Origin of the sequence: Alcanivorax sp. DP30 (assembly GCF_009882945.1) — a bacterium.
In the GTDB taxonomy this organism is placed as follows: Bacteria; Pseudomonadota; Gammaproteobacteria; order Pseudomonadales; family Alcanivoracaceae; genus Alcanivorax.
In genome coordinates, this window is the sequence record NZ_WTUY01000002.1 from 625660 (window position 1) to 646948 (window position 21289).

At 58.1% G+C, this 21289-nt stretch carries 18 protein-coding genes; 11 read left to right on the forward strand and 7 right to left on the reverse strand.

All coding sequences use genetic code 11. The features are described 5' to 3' along the window. Position 1 precedes the first annotated feature (1 nt). From uppS to rpsB, 5 genes are all read right to left on the reverse strand, one after another. Positions 2 to 781, reverse strand: a complete 780-nt coding sequence (gene uppS / locus GQF00_RS03470; protein WP_161317740.1) for a polyprenyl diphosphate synthase — start codon at positions 779 to 781, stop codon at positions 2 to 4. A gap of 73 nt (positions 782 to 854) precedes the next feature. Beyond that, the gene (gene frr / locus GQF00_RS03475; protein ID WP_161317741.1) at positions 855 to 1412 is read right to left on the reverse strand and encodes a ribosome recycling factor; all 558 of its coding nucleotides are present in this window, start codon (positions 1410 to 1412) and stop codon (positions 855 to 857) included. 30 nt (positions 1413 to 1442) lie between these two features. Next, the gene (gene pyrH, locus GQF00_RS03480) at positions 1443 to 2180 is read right to left on the reverse strand and encodes a UMP kinase (protein ID WP_202560329.1); all 738 of its coding nucleotides are present in this window, start codon (positions 2178 to 2180) and stop codon (positions 1443 to 1445) included. 232 nt (positions 2181 to 2412) lie between these two features. After that, positions 2413 to 3291: a translation elongation factor Ts gene (tsf, locus tag GQF00_RS03485; protein ID WP_161317743.1), complete on the reverse strand. Its 879-nt coding sequence runs from the start codon at positions 3289 to 3291 to the stop codon at positions 2413 to 2415. Positions 3292 to 3352: 61 nt separating this feature from the next. Beyond that, positions 3353 to 4111, reverse strand: coding sequence for a 30S ribosomal protein S2 (gene rpsB, locus GQF00_RS03490; protein ID WP_161317744.1), 759 nt, complete (start codon positions 4109 to 4111; stop codon positions 3353 to 3355). A 296-nt stretch (positions 4112 to 4407) separates the two neighbouring features. Between rpsB and map the strand changes: the two genes are divergently transcribed. From map to GQF00_RS03540, 10 genes are all read left to right on the forward strand, one after another. Next, positions 4408 to 5184 carry a type I methionyl aminopeptidase gene (gene map, locus GQF00_RS03495; protein ID WP_161317745.1) on the forward strand — a complete coding sequence of 259 codons (777 nt, stop codon included), beginning with the start codon at positions 4408 to 4410 and terminating at the stop codon, positions 5182 to 5184. Between the two features lie 80 nt (positions 5185 to 5264). Then, positions 5265 to 7937: a [protein-PII] uridylyltransferase gene (locus tag GQF00_RS03500; RefSeq protein WP_161317746.1), complete on the forward strand. Its 2673-nt coding sequence runs from the start codon at positions 5265 to 5267 to the stop codon at positions 7935 to 7937. 3 nt (positions 7938 to 7940) lie between these two features. Then, positions 7941 to 9122: a succinyldiaminopimelate transaminase gene (dapC, locus tag GQF00_RS03505; RefSeq protein WP_161317747.1), complete on the forward strand. Its 1182-nt coding sequence runs from the start codon at positions 7941 to 7943 to the stop codon at positions 9120 to 9122. Between the two features lie 201 nt (positions 9123 to 9323). Further along, positions 9324 to 9671, forward strand: coding sequence for an ArsC family reductase (locus GQF00_RS03510; RefSeq protein WP_161317748.1), 348 nt, complete (start codon positions 9324 to 9326; stop codon positions 9669 to 9671). A 40-nt stretch (positions 9672 to 9711) separates the two neighbouring features. After that, on the forward strand, positions 9712 to 10746 hold the full coding sequence (dapD, locus tag GQF00_RS03515; protein WP_161317749.1) for a 2,3,4,5-tetrahydropyridine-2,6-dicarboxylate N-succinyltransferase: 1035 nt from the start codon (positions 9712 to 9714) through the stop codon (positions 10744 to 10746). Positions 10747 to 10905: 159 nt separating this feature from the next. Beyond that, positions 10906 to 12045 (forward strand): succinyl-diaminopimelate desuccinylase, encoded by a 1140-nt coding sequence (dapE, locus tag GQF00_RS03520; RefSeq protein ID WP_161317750.1) that lies wholly within the window; start codon positions 10906 to 10908, stop codon positions 12043 to 12045. Between the two features lie 308 nt (positions 12046 to 12353). Next, positions 12354 to 12554, forward strand: coding sequence for a DUF1656 domain-containing protein (locus tag GQF00_RS03525; RefSeq protein ID WP_161317751.1), 201 nt, complete (start codon positions 12354 to 12356; stop codon positions 12552 to 12554). A gap of 13 nt (positions 12555 to 12567) precedes the next feature. Continuing rightward, positions 12568 to 13401, forward strand: coding sequence for an HlyD family secretion protein (locus GQF00_RS03530; protein ID WP_161317752.1), 834 nt, complete (start codon positions 12568 to 12570; stop codon positions 13399 to 13401). After that, positions 13391 to 15487 (forward strand): FUSC family protein, encoded by a 2097-nt coding sequence (locus tag GQF00_RS03535; protein WP_161317753.1) that lies wholly within the window; start codon positions 13391 to 13393, stop codon positions 15485 to 15487. Before GQF00_RS03530 ends, GQF00_RS03535 begins: the two co-directional genes overlap by 11 nt. Before the next feature lie 175 nt (positions 15488 to 15662). Next, positions 15663 to 17261, forward strand: coding sequence for an aldehyde dehydrogenase family protein (locus GQF00_RS03540; RefSeq protein WP_161317754.1), 1599 nt, complete (start codon positions 15663 to 15665; stop codon positions 17259 to 17261). 111 nt (positions 17262 to 17372) lie between these two features. Here GQF00_RS03540 and ccoM read toward each other — a convergent pair whose 3' ends face one another. Both ccoM and GQF00_RS03550 read right to left on the reverse strand, forming a co-directional pair. Beyond that, positions 17373 to 17501, reverse strand: a complete 129-nt coding sequence (gene ccoM / locus GQF00_RS16725; RefSeq protein WP_161317755.1) for a cytochrome c oxidase subunit CcoM — start codon at positions 17499 to 17501, stop codon at positions 17373 to 17375. A 231-nt stretch (positions 17502 to 17732) separates the two neighbouring features. Then, positions 17733 to 18602, reverse strand: a complete 870-nt coding sequence (locus GQF00_RS03550) for a Dyp-type peroxidase (protein WP_161317756.1) — start codon at positions 18600 to 18602, stop codon at positions 17733 to 17735. Positions 18603 to 18817: 215 nt separating this feature from the next. Between GQF00_RS03550 and plsB the strand changes: the two genes are divergently transcribed. Continuing rightward, positions 18818 to 21289, forward strand: coding sequence for a glycerol-3-phosphate 1-O-acyltransferase PlsB (gene plsB / locus GQF00_RS03555; RefSeq protein WP_161317757.1), 2472 nt, complete (start codon positions 18818 to 18820; stop codon positions 21287 to 21289).

The window sequence follows — 21289 nt, forward strand, 5'->3', positions numbered from 1 at the left end:
GTTATTCTCCTTTCAGGCTGGCCACTTCCTCTCCGGAGCGGCCAAATCGGCGCTGACGGCCGGCATAATCCTGCAGCGCTTCATCGAAGGCTTCGGCACCAAAATCTGGCCACAGCAGTGCAGAGAAACATAATTCGCTGTAAGCCAACTGCCAAAGCAGGAAATTACTGATCCGCTGGTCACCCCCAGTACGAATCAACAGGTCCGGCAGGGGAAGATCAGCCATGGCGATATAGGGTGCAAGGGTTTCGGCTGAGATCTGGTCCGGGCGAATTTGCCCTGCTGCTACCTGTTCCGCCAGCTGTCGCGCCGCATTGGCGATATCCCACTGACCACCATAATTCACCGCAATCACTACGGTCATACGACGATTATTGGCAGTCAGAGCCTCGGCTTCCGACATGCCATCCTGCAGATCCTGACTAAACGCGGAGCGATCACCAATAAACCGAATGCTCACGCCCTTGGCATGCAGCTCTTCTACCCTACCCCCCAATGCCTTGAGAAACAGCGCCATCAGATGAGCGACTTCTTCTGGCGGGCGGCGCCAGTTTTCCGAGCTGAAGGCAAACAGAGTAAGGACATCAATGCCACGGGTCGCTGCCTGGCGGATAATGGTCTGTACCGCCTGCTCACCTGCACGGTGCCCCTCTTCTCCGGGCAAGCCGTGCTTGCGGGCCCAGCGGTTGTTGCCATCCATGATGATGGCCACATGACGGGGCAAAGCACCCTGATGAGAGTCGATATCCGGCGCACTGGAGCGAGGCTGGTCACTGGACATAATACTTCCGCCAATAACAAAAGCGGGCTGGTTCACAGCCCGCCTGCATCGAAATTCGAAACCAACGACCGAATCAGACGGTCATCAGCTCCTCTTCCTTTTCTTTGAGAACTTTTTCAACTTCAGCCACCATTTTGTCGGTCAGCTGCTGGATCAGTTCTTCACCGCGACGCTGTTCGTCTTCGGAGATTTCCTTTTCCTTGAGAAGCTCTTTCAGATCACCGTTGGCATCGCGACGGATACTGCGGATGGATACACGGGCCTGCTCGGCTTCGCCACGCACCACTTTCACCAGATCCCGACGGGTCTCTTCTGTGAGCGGAGGCAGTGGCAGACGGATCAGGGTACCGGAGGTGGAAGGGTTGAGGCCCAGATCCGACGTCATGATCGCTTTTTCAATCTGCGGAATCAGGCTCTTGTCGAACGGGGAAATGGTCAGTGTCCGGCCTTCTTCAACGGAAATATTACCCAACTGCTTGAGCGGTGTTTCGGAGCCGTAGTAATCCACGGTCACGTTGTCCAGCAGGCTGGGATGAGCACGGCCGGTACGGATGCGCTTCATGGCAGTGTCCAGCGCAGCCAGGCTTTTTTTCATGCGGGATTCCGCATCTTCACGAATATCGTCAATCACCGTTATTCCTCACCATCTTTACAGGCGCGCTTATTGCGCAGCCTCTACCAGGGTGCCTTCGTTACCGCCCAGCATCAGGTTGAGCAACGCACCCTTCTTGTTCATATCAAATACGCGCAACGGCATGTTGTGGTCACGAACCAGACAGATTGCTGTCAGGTCCATTACGCCCAGTTTTTTATCCAGCACTTCGTCGTAGGTCAAGGTGTCATATTTGACCGCATCCGGATTCTTTTCCGGGTCATCATTATACACACCGTCTACTTTTGTGGCTTTCAGTACTACATCGGCACTGATCTCAATGCCACGCAGACAGGCCGCAGAATCCGTAGTAAAGAACGGATTACCCGTGCCTGCACAGAAAATGACGACCTCGCCATTCTTGAGGTGGCGGTTGGCATTACGATGGTCGTAATGCTCGACAACACCACTCATGGGGATCGCAGACATCAAGCGGGTGCGAATATTGGACCGCTCCAGCGCATCACGCAGGGCGAGACCGTTCATCACGGTTGCCAGCATGCCCATATGATCCCCGGCCACACGATCCAGGCCCGCACTCTGCAGAGCCGCACCGCGGAACAGGTTGCCACCGCCGACAACCAGACCAACCTGTACGCCGATACCAACCAGCTGACCGATTTCCAGGGAAATCGCATCCAGCACTTTGGGGTCAATACCAAATCCTTCGTCACCCGCCAACGCTTCACCGCTCAGCTTGAGCAGAATACGGTTATAGCGCGGCGAGCGCTCCTTGTTCGTCGGCATGTCCAAGTCTCCGCCACTCATGAATACCCGCCATTATTCAATTGGTTGCCGTTTCCGGCCCGCACATCTGCCGGGGCACGTTCACAGTACCGCCAAGCACGATGGTTGCAAGCACTTTCCTCGTTTCGCCCACCGACATGCGGGAGTAATACAGCGTATCCCTCGTCAACAGGCGAAAAAAACGCCCTGCTGGTATCCCAGCAAGGCGTCATTTTCTCATCGACAGGCAGCCTTAGCCTTTCGCCGCAGCTTGAACCTCAGCAGCAAAGTCGACTTCTTCTTTCTCAATACCTTCGCCGACAACCAGACGCTCGAAAGCGACGATTTCAGCGCCAGCAGCCTTGACCAGGGCGCCGACAGTGGTATTGGGGTCCTTCACGAAGGGCTGATCCAGCAGGCTCACTTCTTTCAGGAACTTGTTGATACGACCACCGAGCATTTTCTCGACGATCTCAGCCGGCTTGCCTTCCATGTCAGGCTGGGCGCGGATGATCTCTTTCTCTTTTTCCAGCACTTCTGCCGGAACCTGATCACCACTTACAACCATCGGGTTAACAGCAGCCACATGCATGGCAACATCTTTGCCCAGCTCTGCATCGCCACCTTTCAGGGCAACCAGCACACCGATTTTGGCGCCGTGAACGTAGGCACCGATAGCGCCTTCGGCATTCAGCGTGGCAGCACGACGGATCTGGATGTTCTCACCGATTTTCTGAACCAGCGCCTGACGGGCTTCCTCAACGGTAGAACCATCTTCCAGCTTCAGTTCGGCAATCTTGGCAGCGTCGGTTTCACCGGCAGCCAGGGCTGCTTCGGCAACCTTGTTGGCAAAGCCAAGGAAGTTGTCGTCGCGAGCAACGAAATCGGTCTCGGAGTTGATCTCAACCATCACGGCAACAGTGTTGTCAGCGTTGGTTGCAATCACTGCCGCGCCTTCAGCAGCAGTACGACCGGCTTTCTTGGCCGCTTTGGCCTGACCGGACTTGCGCATGTCATCAATGGCTTTTTCGATATCGCCATCTGCCTCTACCAGCGCCTTCTTGCACTCCATCATGCCAAGACCGGTACGCTCGCGAAGCTCTTTAACCATTGCAGCAGTTACAGCAGCCATGATTATCCTCTCAAAACGGTTGGTTTCGGTAAAACGGGCAGGCGGTGCCTGCCCGAACAGATCAGCCTTCGGCCTTCTCGCCTTCAGCTTCGCCTTCTACCTCGACGAATTCACTCTCACCACCGGTCTGGTTCTGGGCATACTGCTTGCCTTCCAGGATGGTGTCGGCTGCCGCTTGCACGTACAGCTGAATAGCACGGATCGCATCGTCGTTACCCGGGATCACGTAGTCCACGCCATCCGGGTTTGAGTTGGTATCAACAACCGCTACAACCGGAATACCCAGCTTGCGAGCTTCCTGCAGCGCGATGTCTTCGTGATCCACGTCGATCACGAACAGGGCATCAGGCAGACCGCCCATGTCCTTGATACCGCCGATGGAGCGCTCAAGCTTGTCCATCTCACGCTTGCGCATCAGCGCTTCTTTCTTGGTCAGCTTGTCGAAAGTGCCATCCTGGGCCTGTGCTTCCAGGTCACGATAGCGCTTGATGGACTGACGGATCGTCTTCCAGTTGGTGAGCATGCCGCCCAACCAACGGTGATCCACGTAGGGCATCCCGGCACGGGTGGCTTCGTCACGGACAGCCTTCTGGGCAGCGCGCTTGGTGCCTACGAACAGAATCTTGTTGTTGCTGGCAGCCAGCTTGTTCAGGAACGCCATGGCGTCGTTGAACAGAGGCAGGGTCTTTTCCAGATTGATGATGTGAATCTTGTTACGGGCGCCAAAGATGTAAGCATTCATCTTCGGGTTCCAGTAACGGGTCTGGTGGCCGAAGTGCACGCCGGCCTTCAGCATATCGCGCATAGTTACGCTGGACATTGGTATTTCTCCACTTTGGGTTAGGCCTCCACGCCCCCGCATAAACCCAACCCGGCTCACCTTATATAAGGAAGACAGGCACCCAGGGCAATGTGACGGGGCATGTGTGATTTCCTTCCCCTGCCTCGACGGTTACAATGCAGCACCATTGCCACAGAGCACACCGAGAGCGGGAAAGCGCGCGCTTTATACCACAGCACCCCGCCTCAGGCAACGAAAAGTCGCCTTTTTTACGCTTCTGGACAGGCACAAGAAACAGCCAAACCACTGAAATAGCTGGAGTTTCCTCGAGTCTCATGAATGTCGTTATCAAAACCCCTGAACAGATCGCCAAAATGCGTGAGGCGGGCAAGCTGGCCGCCGAAGTCCTCGAAATGATCGGCGAGCACGTCAAACCCGGGGTGACCACCGAGGAACTGGACCGCATCTGCCACGACCATATCGTCAACCGCCAGCAGGCCATCCCCGCCTGTCTGGGCTACCGCGGCTTCCCGAAATCCATCTGCACCTCGGTCAATCACGTGGTATGCCACGGCATACCCAACGACAGCAAGGCCCTGAAAAAGGGCGACATCATCAATATCGATGTGACCGTTATCAAGGATGGCTGGCACGGCGATACCTCCAAGATGTTCTATGTCGGCGAGCCCTCTGTTCTGGCCAAGCGCCTGGTGGAAACCACCCGGGAATGCATGATGGCCGGCATCAGGATGGTCAAGCCCGGCGTCACCCTGGGAGATATCGGCCACCGTATCCAGAAAATGGCCGAAGGCGAGCGCTTCTCGGTAGTCCGTGAATACTGCGGCCACGGTATCGGCGAGGGGTTCCACGAAGAGCCCCAGGTACTTCATTACGGCAAACCAGGCACCGGCATGGCCCTGGAAGAAGGCATGGTGTTCACCATTGAGCCGATGATCAATGCCGGCAAGGCCGCCAACAAACTCCTGCCTGACGGCTGGACCGTGGTCACCAAGGACCGCAAGTTGTCCGCTCAATGGGAGCACACCATTGCTGTCACCGCTGACGGCTATGAGGTCCTCACCGCCCGCGGCGAAGAAAACGACCTGTACTGATACATCCCGCTGATGACTGGCGCGCGTCCTGCATGGAAAGGTCGTCCGCTGTCATACAGCCTCACCATCACAGGATCCCAATGCAGCTCACCCCCACGCTTACCCAGCAAGCCCTCCTCGACGCCATGCAGGAGAGCCCCCAGCCAGGTCAATATGCCCGCCAGTATCTTGAGCAGGGACAGGAGCGCCTGAACCAGCTGTTTGAGGCCACCGACATCACCGACCTTGTTCACGCCCGCGCCGGCCTGGTGGACCAGGTCATGATTGCGGCCTGGAGCCTGTTCGGCCTTGCCGAACAGTCAGATACCGCGCTGGTGGCCGTGGGCGGTTATGGCCGCGGGGAGCTGCACCCAAGCTCCGACGTGGATCTGCTGGTGCTGCTGGCCAACGATCCACAAGCGGCCGTTTACGAGCGCCTGGAACGCTTTGTCGCCTTCCTCTGGGACATCGGACTTGAGATTGGCCATGCGGTCCGCACCCTGGATGAATGTGTCGAGCTGGCCCGGGAAGACATCACCGTCGCGACCAACATCATGGAAGCCCGCACCCTGGCCGGGGACGACGAACTGCGCATCAGACTGGAAGAGCGCACCGGCCCCGAACACATGTGGGATTCCGCAGCCTTTTTTGCCGCCAAGTGGCAGGAACAGGTGACCCGCCACAAACGCTTCAATGACACCGAATACAATCTTGAGCCGGATATCAAGAATGCCCCCGGTGGTCTTCGTGATGTGCAGATGATCGCATGGGTGGCCAAGCGCCATTTCAATGCCGACAGCCTGGAAGCCCTTGTCGATGCCGGCTTCCTGACCAAGGAGGAGTACTCGGTACTGCGCAAGTGCCTGGACTATCTATGGGAAGTCCGCTGGCAGCTGCACACCCTCACTGGCCGCAACGAAAATCGCCTGCTGTTTGATCATCAGCGCCAGCTGGCCTCCCGACTGGGCCATGAGGACTCCAGCACCAATCTGGCAGTGGAAGTGTTCATGAAGGGCTTCTACCGGGTCGCCCTGGCCCTGTCCGTTCTCAATGAAATGCTGCTGCAGCTGTTCGACGAAGCCATTCTCGGCAGTGATGAACCGGAAAAGGTGCGTCCGCTGAACCGGCGCTTCCAGGTGCGCAACGAATATCTTGAAATTACTCACCCGGAGGTGTTCAGCGAGCACCCCTCTGCCCTGCTGGAAACCTTCGTACTGATGGCGCAGAACCCGGACCTCAAGGGCATACGTGCCGCCACCGTCCGGGCGCTGATTTACAACCGCCGCCAGATCGACGATGCCTTCCGGGCCAACCCGGAAAACAACGCACTGTTCATGCAGTTGCTACGCAGCCCGCACGCGCTCTTTACCCAGCTGCGTCGCATGAAGCGCTACGGCATCCTCGGCAAATACCTGCCGGAATTTGGCGCCATCATCGGCATGATGCAGTACGACCTGTTCCATATTTATACCGTGGACGCCCACACCCTGCTGGTACTGAAGAACATGCGCCGGCTTCGCTATGAAGACATGCGCGAAGAATTCCCGCTGGCCACTGAAGTGTTCTATCGGCTGCCCAAGCCTGAACTGCTTTACGCGGCGGCTCTGTACCACGATATCGCCAAAGGCCGTGGTGGTGACCACTCCGCACTTGGCGAAGTGGATGCGCTGAATTTCTGTCAGCGACATGGACTCAGTGCATGGGACGGCAAACTGGTGGCCTGGCTGGTGAAGAATCACCTGGTCATGAGCGTTACCGCCCAGCGAAAGGATATCTCCGATCCAGACGTGGTCTACGAATTCGCCCGCAAAGTCGGCGACCTTGTGCACCTGGATTACCTCTACGTGCTTACCGTGGCTGACATCAATGCCACCAACCCAACCCTCTGGAATTCCTGGCGTGCATCTCTGCTGCGCCAGCTGTATACCGAGACCAAGCGGGCGCTACGCCGTGGTCTGAACAACCCGGTGGACAAGCAGGACTGGATTGATGAAACCCGCGATGAAGCCATGAAGCTGCTCACCGGGCAGGATCACAATGCCGCTGAAATCGAAGCGCTATGGGCCAACATCGGCGACGAGTACTTTCTGCGTGAAACCCCGCGGGATATTGCCTGGCATACCGAGGCCATGCTCGACCGGGAAGACCCGAACGATCCGCTGGTGCTGATCGGTGAAACCAGCCAGACCTCCATCGCCGGCGGCTCGCAGATCTTCATCTACACGCCGGACACCCGTAACCTGTTCAGTGCCACCGTGAACGCCCTGGACACGCTGGGCCTGACCATCATGGACGCCCGCATTATCACCAGCGTTGATGGCTTCAGCCTGGATACCTATATTGTGCTGGATGAGCAGGGTACCCCCATCGGGGAAGACTGGGCGCGCATTGAACAGATCCGCAAGACCCTCACTGAAACCCTCAAACATCCCGAGCGGTTTTCCACCACCGTCAGCCGGCGCATGCCGCGCCGCAACAAGCACTTCGACGTGCCCACCCAGGTGGTGATCAGCAACGATATCGTCAATGACCGCACTGCGGTGGATATCCAGACCCTGGACCGTCCCGGCCTGCTGGCACACATCGGCCGCATTTTCATGCGTTTTGAACTGCTGGTGCAGAATGCCCGCATTGCCACCCTGGGCGAGCGCGCCGAGGACGTCTTCTTCATTACCGATCTCGATGGTGAGCCGGTTTCCGACCCTGCCCTGTGCCAGGAGCTCCAGGAAACGCTCAGACAAGAGCTCGACGACAAGAACAACGGAAACAAGTAACCCATGAATCCAGACCTGGAACGGCTGCACCCCTACCCGTTTGAGAAACTCAAAGCGCTTTTCAGTGGCCTGCCGACCTCTGACAAGTCACCGATCGCCCTGTCCATTGGCGAGCCCAAACATCCATCCCCGGACTTTGTGCAGCAGGTGATCAAGGACAATACCGCAAGGCTGTCCAACTACCCCACTACCGCCGGCATTCCCGAACTGAGTGAATCCATCGCCCAGTGGCTAAAGCGTCGCTTCCACCTTAGCAGCATTGATGCCGCCAGCCAGGTACTGCCTGTCAACGGTACCCGCGAAGCCCTGTTTGCCTTTACCCAGGCCGTTATCGACCGCCAACGCCAACCGCTGGTGCTGATGCCCAATCCGTTCTACCAAATCTATGAAGGCGCCAGCCTGCTGGCCGGCGGCGAACCCATGTACCTGCCCTGTACGGACAGCACCGGATTGCAGCCGGATTTCGATGCCGTCAGTGAAGATACCTGGATCCGCACCCAGCTGCTGTTTATCTGTACCCCGGGCAACCCCACCGGAGCAACGCTGAGCAAGCCCCAGCTCAAGGCGCTGATTGAGCTGGCCGACAAGTACGATTTCGTGATTGCATCCGATGAATGTTACTCGGAAATTTATCGCGACAAGCCACCTGCCGGTCTGCTGGAAGCCTGCGCCGAAATGGGCCGTCATGATTACCGCCGCTGCGTAGTCTTCCATTCGCTATCCAAGCGCTCCAACCTGCCCGGCCTGCGATCAGGCTTTGCCGCCGGAGACAGCGAAGTACTCAAGCGTTTCCTGCGCTACCGCACCTACCACGGCTGCGCCATGCCCATTCACCACCAGCTGGCCAGCATCGCTGCCTGGAGTGATGAGACCCATGTAGAGAACAACCGCGCTCTGTACCGGCAAAAATTTGATGCTGTGCTGGACATTCTCGGTGGCCCCCTTAAGGTATCCGCCCCGGCAGCGGGCTTCTATCTGTGGCCCAAAACGCCTATCAGTGATGAAGAATTCGCCAAACGCCTTCAGGCCGAGCAGAACGTCACCGTCCTCCCCGGCCGCTACCTGTCGCGAACTGTGGACGGCAAGAACCCAGGCGAAAAACGGATAAGAATGGCGCTGGTGGCACCGCTGGAAGAATGTATTGAAGGTGCACAGCGGATCAAGGCGTTGCTGGATACGTTGTGACATCACCGTAGGAGCGTCGCTCGCGGCGCGATTCAAAACCAGGACCAAGTACAATTTCACCACAGAGCACACAGAGGCACAGAGAAAACCCATTGTTTTATCTCAGTGAACTCTGTGGCCTCTGTGGTAAAACCGCTTTTAAATAACGGGTTATCGCGCCGCGAGCGACGCTCCTACGGAAAGATTTCGAAAGGAAAGAACATGGACCTGACAATCTTCGGTATCAAGAACTGCGATACCATGAAGAAAGCCATGAAATGGCTGGATGACAACGGCATTGCCTACCACTTCCACGACTACAAGAAGGAAGGCGTGCCGGAAGCGTCGCTCAAGCAGTGGCTGGATGCGCTGGGCTGGGAAACCGTGATCAACAAGCGCGGCACCACCTGGAAAAAACTGGACGACACTACAAAAGAGACCATGGATGCCAGCAAGGCTGTCACCGTGGCCCTGGAGAATCCGTCTATCATAAAGCGGCCGATTCTGCAGAACGACACCATTCTCACCGCCGGCTTCAAAGCCGATGAGTGGCAAGAGCTTTTGAAATAAGCGCTCAGAAGCGCAATTTGATTTCACCAGAGAGGATCTCATGAGCAACTATTTCGCCATCGCACTGGGCTGCGGCACCAAGAACCGCAACGACAACTGGCTGGAAGTGTACTACCCGGATCCGGCCATCAACCCGGACAACAAGCTGGTTGAAGTCATTCGTGAAGAGCTGGGTTATGAAGGCGGTAACGCGGCAATCGAACTGACGCATCGACAGATCCAGCACATTGCCCGCGAATGGCGTGAAGCCGGCTTCGAGCACGAAGCCAGCTACGCTGTGGCGTTCCAGGAATCCGAAAGCCCGGTAGTACTGACCGTACTGGAAACCGATGCCGAACCCGCTTCCACCCCCGAGGCCTACCTGAAGCTGCACCTGATTTCCCACCGCCTGGTGAAGCCCCATGGCGTCAATCTGTCCGGCATGTTCCCGCTACTGCCCAACGTGGCCTGGACCAACGAAGGCGCCGTTGATCTGGAAGAACTGCAGGAACGTCAGCTGATGGCGCGTCTGAATGGCAAAGTCCTGTCCGTGAACAGCGTGGACAAGTTCCCCAAGATGACCGACTACGTGGTACCCGCCGGCGTGCGCATCGCCGACACCTCCCGTGTGCGTCTGGGCGCCTACGTGGGCGAAGGCACCACCATCATGCACGAAGGCTTTATCAACTTTAATGCGGGCACCGAAGGCCCGGGCATGATCGAAGGTCGCATCTCTGCCGGCGTTTTCGTGGGCAAGGGTTCCGACATCGGCGGTGGCGCCTCCACCATGGGCACCCTGTCCGGCGGTGGCAACATCATCATCTCCCTGGGTGAAGGCTGCCTGCTTGGCGCCAACGCGGGCACCGGTATTCCGCTGGGTGACCGCTGCACCATCGAAGCCGGCCTTTACATCACTGCCGGCTCCAAGGTCCAGCTCATGGACGACAAGGGCGAGGTTGTCGAAACCGTAAAGGCCCGCGACCTGGCCGGCAAATCCGACCTGCTGTTCCGTCGCAACACCACCAACGGTGCCGTGCAATGCCTCACCAACAAGAGCGCCATTGCACTGAACGAAGAACTGCACAAGCATAATTAACGCAACACGCGGCACGCTTCACGCAACATGCTGGCGTGCCGCCTATTTTCTGTAGGAGCACCTCTTGAGGTGCGAACAAGGCCGGGTTGAACCTCGGGCGGGTTCGCACCTCGAGAGGTGCTCCTGCAGCTGCCCTGAACCACCGCTACTGGAAGATTCATGTCCCGCACTCTCGACTACACCAAGGAACTCATTCGCCGCGCGTCCGTGACTCCCGAGGACGAAGGCTGTCAGGACTGGATGATCGAAAAGCTGGAAGCCCTGGGCTTTCAGTGTGAAACCCTGTGGTTCGAGGAAGTGCGTAACCTGTGGGCCCGACGTGGCACCGAAGGGCCGGTGTTTGCCTTTGCCGGTCACACCGATGTGGTGCCCACTGGAGATATATCTGCCTGGAAGTACGATCCCTTTACTCCCACCGAGGAAGGCGATCTGCTGTACGGCCGCGGCACTGCGGACATGAAAGGTTCCATCGCCGCCATGATGGTGGCCATCGAGGACTTTGTGGCCGCCAACCCGGATCATCCCGGCAGCCTGGCCCTGCTGATCACCGCCGATGAAGAAGGCCCGTCCGTGAACGGTACTGTCAAGGTAGTGGAGACCCTGCAGGCGCGCAACGAGCACATCGACTACTGTCTGGTGGGCGAACCCTCCTCTACCGACACCGTAGGCGACGTGATCAAGAATGGTCGTCGTGGTTCACTGGGCGCCAAGCTGGTGGTCAAGGGGATCCAGGGCCATGTGGCCTACCCCCACCTGGCCCGCAACCCGGTGCACGATGCCGCTCCGGCACTGGCTGAACTGGCCGCTGCTGAATGGGATCAGGGCAACGAATTCTTCCCCGCCACCAGCTTCCAGATCTCCAACATCAACGCCGGCACCGGCGCTACCAACGTGATTCCCGGCACCTGCGAAGTAATTTTCAACTTCCGTTTTTCCACCGAGCTCACTGACGCCATCCTGCGCGAGCGCACCGAGGCGATCCTCCAAAAGCACGGGCTGGATTACGACTTGACCTGGACCCTGTCCGGCCAACCGTTCCTCACCGACCGTGGCGCCCTGGTAGATGCCACCGTGGACGCCATCCGTGACGTCACCGGCAAGGAAACGGAGCTTTCCACTGCCGGGGGTACCAGCGACGGTCGCTTCATTGCGCCCACCGGCAGCCAGGTGGTTGAACTCGGCCCTACCAATGCCACCATCCACAAGGTGGACGAACACACCAGCATCAGCGAACTGGAGACCCTGACGAAGATCTACAGCCGACTGCTGGAAAATTTGATGGGAACAACTCACGCCTGACGCAAGAAAGCCCGCCCGGTGATCCAGGCGACTGCGAGGCAGGAATTTCGAGTTGCGAGAAACGAGTTTCGAAAGGCAAAACCTCAAACCTCGTGCCGGGTTGTTGTTTTGGGATTCTGGAAACTCGTGACTCGCAACTCGCTTCTGTAATCCTTACCTCGCCAAGGCTCGGATCGCGAGCAGGCTCGTTATTCGCTTCGCTCACCCTTCGGGCCAGCCTTCGGCTGTTACCTCCGTTACACTCCGGTTCCTACAGCCACATCCAAATATCCGCTACCATGTCTGGACGTTATTAACCGGGAACTACAATGTGGCTCCATGAAATTCCCGTTGGCGGGTTGCTGGTCAGTCCCATGGTGCTGTTTGTGCTGGTGGCTCTGACATGCACGGCGGCCAGCGGGTTGCTGCTGCGGCAACTGGGCTGGCATCGGGCCATCTGGAAAGGCCCCTGGTTTTATCTCTCACTTTTTGTCTGCTACCTGGCCCTGACGCTGGGCCTGATGAGCTGAGGACCCACGGACCATGTCACAACCCCTTCGCATTCTGCTCACCGTAGCCGTAGTGGTACTGGCCATCATCGCTGGCAACTGGATCTGGAATTACTATCTCTACGCACCCTGGACCCGCGACGGCAAGGTGCGCGCGCAGATCATTACCCTGTCGCCGGATGTCTCTGGCTGGATTTCCGAACTGCCGGTCCACGACAATCAGGCCGTAAGCAGTGACAGCCTGTTGCTGCGAATCGACCCACAGCGCTATCAGGCCGCGGCGTCCCAGGCCCGTGCCAGATTGGAAGTAGCCCAGACCCGCCTCGCCATGGCAGAACTGCAGCGTGAAAAGGCTTCCGGCGAAACCCGGCAGCAAGCTTCGCTGGAAGTAAAACTGGCCAGCGCCGATCTGGACATGGCCCGCGCCGAACTCACCACCGCAGAACTGGATTTGCAGCGCACGGAAGTGCGTGCCCCGGCCGACGGTACGGTGGTCAATCTAACACTCCAGAAGGGCAATTTTGCCGAGCGTGGCATCCCGGTACTCTCCATGGTCAAGGCAGGGAGCTTCTACGTTACCGGCTATTTTGAAGAAACCAAGCTGCCGTTGGTGCACATCGGCCAACGCGCTACCGTGGTACTGATGAACGGCGCCCATAGCCTGCAGGGGAAGGTCACCAGCGTGGGCCAGGCTATCGCCAACGCCAACACCCGGACTGATCAGCAGTTGCTCCCGGAAGTGCAGCAGACTTTCAACTGGGTGCGGCTGGCACAGCGCATCCCCGTGCATATCGAGCTGGACAGTATTCCGGATGACATTCTTCTGGCCGCCGGCATGACTGCCACCGTCCGCCTGCATGACGATTAACCCGAAACTCGCCGCTATCCTGACCCCGGACAGACGTTCGGTAATCTTCGCCTGCAAGGGTATTCTCAGCATGGCGCTGGCCCTGTTTCTGGCCATGCATCTGCAGCTGGAACGCCCCTACTGGGCCTTGATTTCAGCGGTATTCCTGCAGATACGTCCGGAAACCGGACTGGTGATTGAAAAAGGAATTTGCCAGATCGGTGGCACCCTCATCGGGGGGGCTGTCGGCCTGCTTATTCTGGCCTGGCTTCTCCCCTACCCGGTGCTGGCCATTGCCGCCCTGACACTGTGGATCGGCCTGAACGCCGGTGCCTCAGCCTGGGTACGGCAGGCCAATTTTATCTATGGCTTCGCCATGGCCGGGGTCACCGCCACATTGATTGTGGTGATCCCTATTGCCAACCCTGATGCAACTTCCAGCATCGGCATTTTTCATGTGGCCACGGCACGGGTCAGTGAAATCATCCTCGGCGCCGTGTGCGCTACCCTGGTCAGCAATCTGCTCTGGCCTGCTCGTGTCGAAGGCCTGCTGCGCAGCCATGCCCGTAATGCGCTCAATCAGACCCTCGCCTATCTGGAACTGGAGCTGGACCCTACCGGCACCCATCACCGCCGACACAGTCAGGTGGACAGCCTGCTTCAGGACATCTTCGCTCTCAGCGATGACAGCTCCGCCGTGACCTACGAAGGGAGCCAGGGGCCTGGCCGCGCCCGCGCAGCCACCCTGATTTGCCACAAGACCCTGTCACTGGTGGCGCGCATCAGAGTGATCGGCCGGCTGATGCGCTACCACGATGACCTGATGACCGATGAAATGCGCAAATTGTTGGCGGTATTGCGCACTGCCTTCACTGCCATGCGCGAGACCACTTCCGCCGAGCAGGCCATGCAGGAAGCCCAGGCCCTGCGCCGCTACCTGAAACAGGCACGCCAGGAACAGTCCGAGGATGCAGCGCCGCTGCAACGGCGCCTCTTCCTTGTCGCCCGCAATCTCACCAGTGATCTGATTCTCGCCCTGGAGGCCAACCGGGCGCTTTATTCCGTAGAGGAGATGCAGCTGCGAGCCCCCACCCTGAAGCCCTATCGAGACTGGCAGGTGGCCACCGCCGTGGGCCTTCGCAGCGCCCTGGTATTTGTCATCGCCAGCACCCTCTGGATTGGCACCGCCAGCCCGATGGCGATCATGCTGATGGTCATGCCGGTGATCTTTACCATCATGTTTGCCCGGCTTGCGGAGCCGGATAAAGTGCTCAAACGCGCCACCATCACCTCGACACTGGCGGGCCCGGTGGCGCTGTTTCTGACTTTGCCGCTGCTTTCCATGGCCAACCACAATTTTCTGTTGCTGATTCTCGGACTAGCCGGGCCCATCTTTGTGGCACTGCTGGCCATCAGCAAGCGAGAAACGCTGCCCTATGGTCTTGGCTTCTGCACGCCATTCATCATTCTGGTTCAACCAGGCACCCAGATGGACTTCGACATCACCCGGGTGGCCAGCAATGCCCTTGCCATCACCCTCGGGCTCTTCCTGGCCTTCATGATGTTCCGTCTGATCACGCCTCCCAACGGCCCCGGCCTTCGGCGCCGGCTGGTGCGCGACACCGCCATCGACCTGCATACCCTGCTGGGCCGACCTGCCAACCTTCGCGAAGAATGGCTCAACTCGCGCATGGCGGACCGGCTGCGCTGGCTCACGGTCTGTGACAAGGCTTTGCCTGAATCACGCCGCCACTACACGGATCTTGGGCTTACCGGCCTGAATCTGGGGCAGGTGTCGCTGTGGATACACAGTCGTATTCCGGCCCAGCCCACGGATGCCTTGCGCTCTGCCGCTGCAGACTGGCAGCACGCCCTGGCCTCGGCTTATCAATTGTCTGCCTTCGGCGCCACGGACCTGCGCTTTGAGCAGGCATCCAACGCCCTGCTCGCCGCCATGGAAGGCACCCCTTCCATCACTTACCGTCAACGCCAACAAATCGCCGGTGCACTGGAACGCATCAACCTGACCTTCCCGCGGCTGGCGGAACGCCTGGGTGCTGACTGGCAGCCCGAAGAAGTGCCCACAGCTTCGGACCTGACCTCCTGAGCGGTTCGCACCTCAAGAGGGACTTCCCGGCTTGCCCAAGTGACGCCCGAAACGGCCCAAACAGCCCTAGCCATAGTGTCTACTCTATGGTCTTCTAGGTGCATTCCGGGCGACAGCCCGACCCGATCCCCCCCAACAGGCCACTGAGTGGCCTGTCGTTATGGAGCCAACCCCCATGACTGTTCAGGAACAGATTCAGACTGGTGTCGTCGTGGACACCAACCCGGCCACAGGATCCGCCGTGGCAGAATTGAGCGAGACCGATCTCAACCAGTTACCCGGAATTTTCGAGCAGGCCCGTCAGGCGCAAGCCGTCTGGGCGGCGAAATCATTCAAGGAGCGGGCCCGTCATATCCAGCTCATGCGTGAGTACATCGTAGATCGTGCCGATGACCTGGCTCGCACTGTGAGCGAGAGCAATGGCAAGACCCTCACCGATGCCCTGGCGACCGAAGTGCTGCCCTGCGCACTGGCCTGCAAGTGGTACGCGTCGAATGCCGAAAAATACCTGAAAGGACACAACCGTCCCGGTGGAAGTATCCTGTTCTTCAACAAACGCACCCATGTGATGCGCGTGCCGTTGGGCGTGGTGGGCATCATCAGCCCCTGGAACTACCCCCTGTCGATTCCCTTTGGGGAGATTGTCATGGGCCTGATGGCCGGCAATGCCATCATCCTGAAAGTGGCTGCCGCGACACCTGCGGTTGGCCGCGCCATCGAAAACATTCTTGCTGCCGGCGAATTACCGGAAGGCCTGTTTCATCATGTGGTGGGCTCCGGTGCCAAAGTGGCCACTGGCATGTTTGAAAACGGCGTGGACAAGCTGTTCTTCACCGGTAGCGTGCCCGCAGGCAAAACGCTCATGGCGCAGGCCGCAGAGACCCTGACACCGGTTTCCCTGGAGCTGGGCGGCAACGACCCCATGCTGGTGCTGGAAGATGCGGACCTTGAGCGGGCCACGAACGGCGCTGCCTGGGCAGGTTTCCAGAATGCCGGGCAAAGCTGTGGCGGCGTTGAACGTATCTACGTGGTGGATGCGGTCTATGATGAATTCGTCGATTTGCTGGCCCGCAAGACCCGTCAACTACGCCACGGCGTGGGCTGCAAGGGCTTCGATGTGGATATCGGCAGCCTGACCACCGCCGGCCAGCTACGCACCGTACAACAGCACGTGGAAGATGCCCTCAACAAGGGTGCCCGTATAGAAGCGCAATCCCGCCCGGTGGGTGATGTTGAGAGCGGTTTTTTCTTCCCCGCCACGGTGCTGACCCAGGTCACCGAAGACATGCTCACTGTCTGCGACGAGACCTTTGGCCCTGTTGTCGCCGTGCAGCGCGTTGCCAACGAGGAAGAAGCCATCCAGAAAGCCAACGCTTCGCACCTGGCACTGACGTCTTCCGTCTGGACCCGCAACAACAAGCGTGGCCGCGCCATTGCAGCCCGACTGCAGTCCGGCGTCACCACCGTCAACGATCACCTTTACACCCACGGCCTCTCAGAGACCCCATGGGGCGGCGGGAAGCAATCCGGTATCGGCCGAACCCACGGCCCTGAAGGCCTGGAAGAGATGACCCAGGCCAAGGCCATCAACTGGGATATCCTGCCCTCCAAACGCAATATCTTCTGGTACCCGTTCGACGAAGCCACCTATAACGGCCTCAAGAACGCCCTGCATTTCGTGTTCCCGAAAGGCATCGGCCAGATGCTGAGTGCATCCCTGAAACTTACGCCTTTCCTGCTGAAGAAAATGTTTACCCGCTGGAAGACAGACTGAAGAGGCAGTTGATAGTGAACAGTGACAGCGCACGAGCTTCGCTCGGGTCCGCTGAACGAATAGAGGCCGCGCCCATGTGATGGGCGCGGTCTCTTTGGTTTGAAAGGCGAATTACTTCTGGTTGCCGGGTTCTTCGTCGTTGGCGGCATCCAGCCAGATGAAGAGGGCGAAACAGCCGGCAAAAAGAAAAACCCCGCCAATTACTGCCAAGCTGGCAATCACCATTGTATCGGTATACATCACTGTCCCTCCTCTATCCTGATACCCCCAGAATAGGCCTACCGGCAAGCTGAGTCATGACCTGCATCAAGGTCGAGGATAGAAGATGCGATTTTGCCTGCAGGCAGGCTCCCAAAGTTCAATCCTGGTATTCTTGAACGCAAGAGGCCGCACCCAATGACTGGGCGCGGCCTCTTGTCTTCCAGCAAGCGCGAACGAGACCCGCGCGCTGCCACTGTCCACTATCAACTGTTAACTGATGCTGTCGAGCCAGTCCTGCGTCGGCACATACCACCACGAGCTCATCACCGGGCGGGAAAACTCCAGCAAGCGATCCTTGATGGAGTCATCTGCAATTCCGTACATGCGTCGCAGCAGGTAATCGTGACGGTCAAGCTCGCAGGCAAAGGACACGAAATAGAGGCCGTGCTCAGTGGTGTCACCGAACGGTACGGAACGTCGCCACATCTTCTGGGGGACGCCATCCCGGTCCACATCCGTGCGGCCCACATGTGAATTCGGCGGCATCTTGTCCTCATCAAACTCAATCGCATCCGCCTTGGTGCGGCCAAACACCCTCTCCTGCTCATCCACCGGCAACGCATTGAATGCCTTGAGGTCATGCACCCATTTCTGGGTCAGCAACCAGCTGCCGCCCGCACCGGGGTGCGAATCCGGAATGAAAGTGGCCAGTTCCGCCTTTTCGCCGGTGGGGTTGCCAATACCATCCACGAATCCGGTCAGGTCACGCATGTCATGATAGACAAAGCCGCTGAGCTCCAGCTGCACAGCCAGATCATCCCCCACGGCATCCCGCACCTGCATGGCCGTATCGAACACATCGCTACGACTCTTGCCCTGGACCCAGATCCACAGGTCGCCCTGGGTCGCGGGAACGTGGCCTTCCAGCGAAAATGGCGGGAACGAAAAACGCTTGTCCAGGCGCGCCCACAGATTGGGGCCAAACGCCAACATCACTGGCGTTCCAGCCTGTTTCAGTGCATTTACCCGGTGTACCAGATCGCACACCGCACTATCTGACAGGCCACTGGTCAGGCAAAACTCGAAAAAGAGGTGATACTGAAAACTGCGGTCAAAGATTCCCGCTTGCGGTGTCGACACCTGCAACTCCTTATTCGTCTGATCCCTGGTTCAAGTGTAGCAGCCCAAAACACGATTGCCCTGCAATTATATCCGGTATTTGACCGGCTCCTGCCAAGCTGGATCAACAGGGAATGTAAATTCCTGCTCTCTTGAAACAAAATGAAATATCCATTGGTGTCCTGCCAGCGGTGCATCCGATAAGATTGGCACACATTGGTTAACTGATACCCGATATGAATCCCTGGTTTGGTTTGGATCGTCTGGCCTTCTTCCTGATCCGTATTTTTCTTCGGCTGTGTACACGTGCTAACGCTCTGCCCGGCAATCCGGCGGATCTGCAGCTCAAGCCCAACACGCCGGTCGTCTATGTGTTGCGCGATCGTTCCGCCTCGGATGCAGCGGCCGCGGACCAATCCGCCCGGCAACTTGGCCTGTCATCTGCTCTGGGCGGACTGACATTGGGTAAAACCCGGCTCAGACACAGCTACTTTCAGCTGTATCGTCGTCAGTTCAGTAACCGCCGGGAGAGTGCACCGATCTCCCCGCCGCGGCTTGAGAAGATGGTCAGCGCTCTGCGTGAAAACCCGGATGCCGATGTGCAGCTGGTCCCGGTATCCGTGTTCTGGGGACGACGCCCGGAAAAGGAAAGTTCTTTCTGGCGGATTCTGTTCTCTGATAACTGGTCCCCGGCCGGCTTCATCAAGAAGTTTTTCATTATTGTCACCCAGGGCCGTCAGCTTTATGTGAAGTTCAATCAGCCCATGTCCCTGCGCACTCTGGTAGACCAGTGCCAGACTGACGAGCAGGCTGTGCGCAAGGCGTCGCGCATACTTCGAGTCCACTTCCGACGCCAGCGCGAAGCCGCCATTGGCCCCGACCTCTCACATCGCAGGACATTGGCCACCACGGTGGTGGAATCCCCGTCTGTTCAGGAAACCATCCGTGAGGAGGCCAAACGCCAGGAAACCAGCCCGGAAAAACTGGAAGCCAAGGCGCGCAGCTATGTCATGGAGATTGCGGCGGACTACTCGCACACAGTGATCCGTTTCCTGGAACTGTTCCTGAACTGGGTGTGGAACCGTCTGTATGGCGGGCTACGGATCTACAACATGGATAACCTCACCAGCGTAGCTGAGGATCATGAGGTGATCTATGTACCCTGCCACCGCAGCCATATCGACTATCTGCTACTGTCATTCCTGGTATATCGCAACGGTCTTGTGCCGCCTCATATTGCCGCCGGCATCAACCTGAACCTGCCGGTGGTGGGCACCATCCTGCGCCGCGGTGGGGCCTTCTTCATGCGCCGAAGCTTCCGCGACAATCCTCTCTACGCCAGTGTTTTCAGCGAATACCTGCACACCATCACCGCCCGCGGATTCTCCATTGAGTATTTTGTTGAAGGTGGCCGTAGTCGCAGTGGCCGCATGCTCAAGCCCCGTACCGGCATGCTAGCCATGACGCTACGCAGCTTCCTGCGCGATTCCCGCAAGCCTATTGCCTTTGTGCCGGTGTATATCGGCTATGAAAAGGTTATTGAAGCCGGATCGTATATCGGCGAGTTGCACGGCGAGAAAAAACAGAAGGAATCCGTTGGCGGGCTGATGAAATCCCTGGCCGTGCTGCGCAGTTATTTCGGCCAGGTACATGTAAATTTCGGTGAGCCTATCAAGCTGGTGGATTTCCTTGATGAGCACCACAACAATTGGCGCCAGGAAGCCCCGATTGCCGGTGAAACGCCGCCGTGGTTCAAGCATGTTGTCGATGAACTGGGCCAGCAGGTGGTGGAATCCATCAATGCCGCGGCCGTTGCAAACCCGGTTAACCTGCTTAGCCTGGCGCTGCTGGCATCGCCCAAGCACACCATGGATATCGCCCAGTTGCGGGAACAGCTTAACCTGTACATCTCTCTGCTGAAGAAAGCGCCCTACAGCCGCTGTGCTGCCATCGCCAATGAAGACGCTCAGGCCCTGATCGATTATGGCCTGGAAAACGATTTCCTTGATCGTATCCAGCACAAGCTCGGTGACGTCGTCACAACCGATGAAAAGACCGCACTGCAGATGGCCTATGTGCGCAACAACAGCGTCCACCTGTTCATTCTGCCAGGCTTGATCTGTTCTCTGGTGATGAATGCCAGGGCTATACCCCTGCAAGCCTTGAAAAGCATGGTGCAGTTGATCTATCCCTTCCTGCGCAATGAATATTTCCTGCACTGGCGGGAGGGAGAAGAACTGGCAAAGGCCGTGGATGAAATGGTTGCCGTGCTTGAAGAAAAGCAGCTGATCAGCCGTGAAGGTGACAACCTGGTCGGTGCGGCTCTGCATACCCATGAAGCGGACATGCTGGAACATCTGGGCCAGACAGTGATGCCTTCTCTGGAGCGTTACTACCTGACGATCCGGCTATTGGTCCAGTACGGTTCCGGCATGCTCAGCGCCGAACAGCTTGGTGAGCTGGCGCATCAGACCGCCCAACGCCTGTCCCTGCTGTACGAATTCAACTCACCGGAATTCTTCGACAAGGTCGTGCTCAAGAACTTCATCAGTCAGCTGTTTAGTACTGGCCTGGTCACCACTGACGGTGCGGGTGCTCTGGTGTTTGACCGTAAACTGGAATCTCTGGACGATGAAGCCAATCGGATTCTCAGCCCCGATATCAGTGACGCCATTCAACGCGTTACCCGCGTTGCCAGTCACATCTGA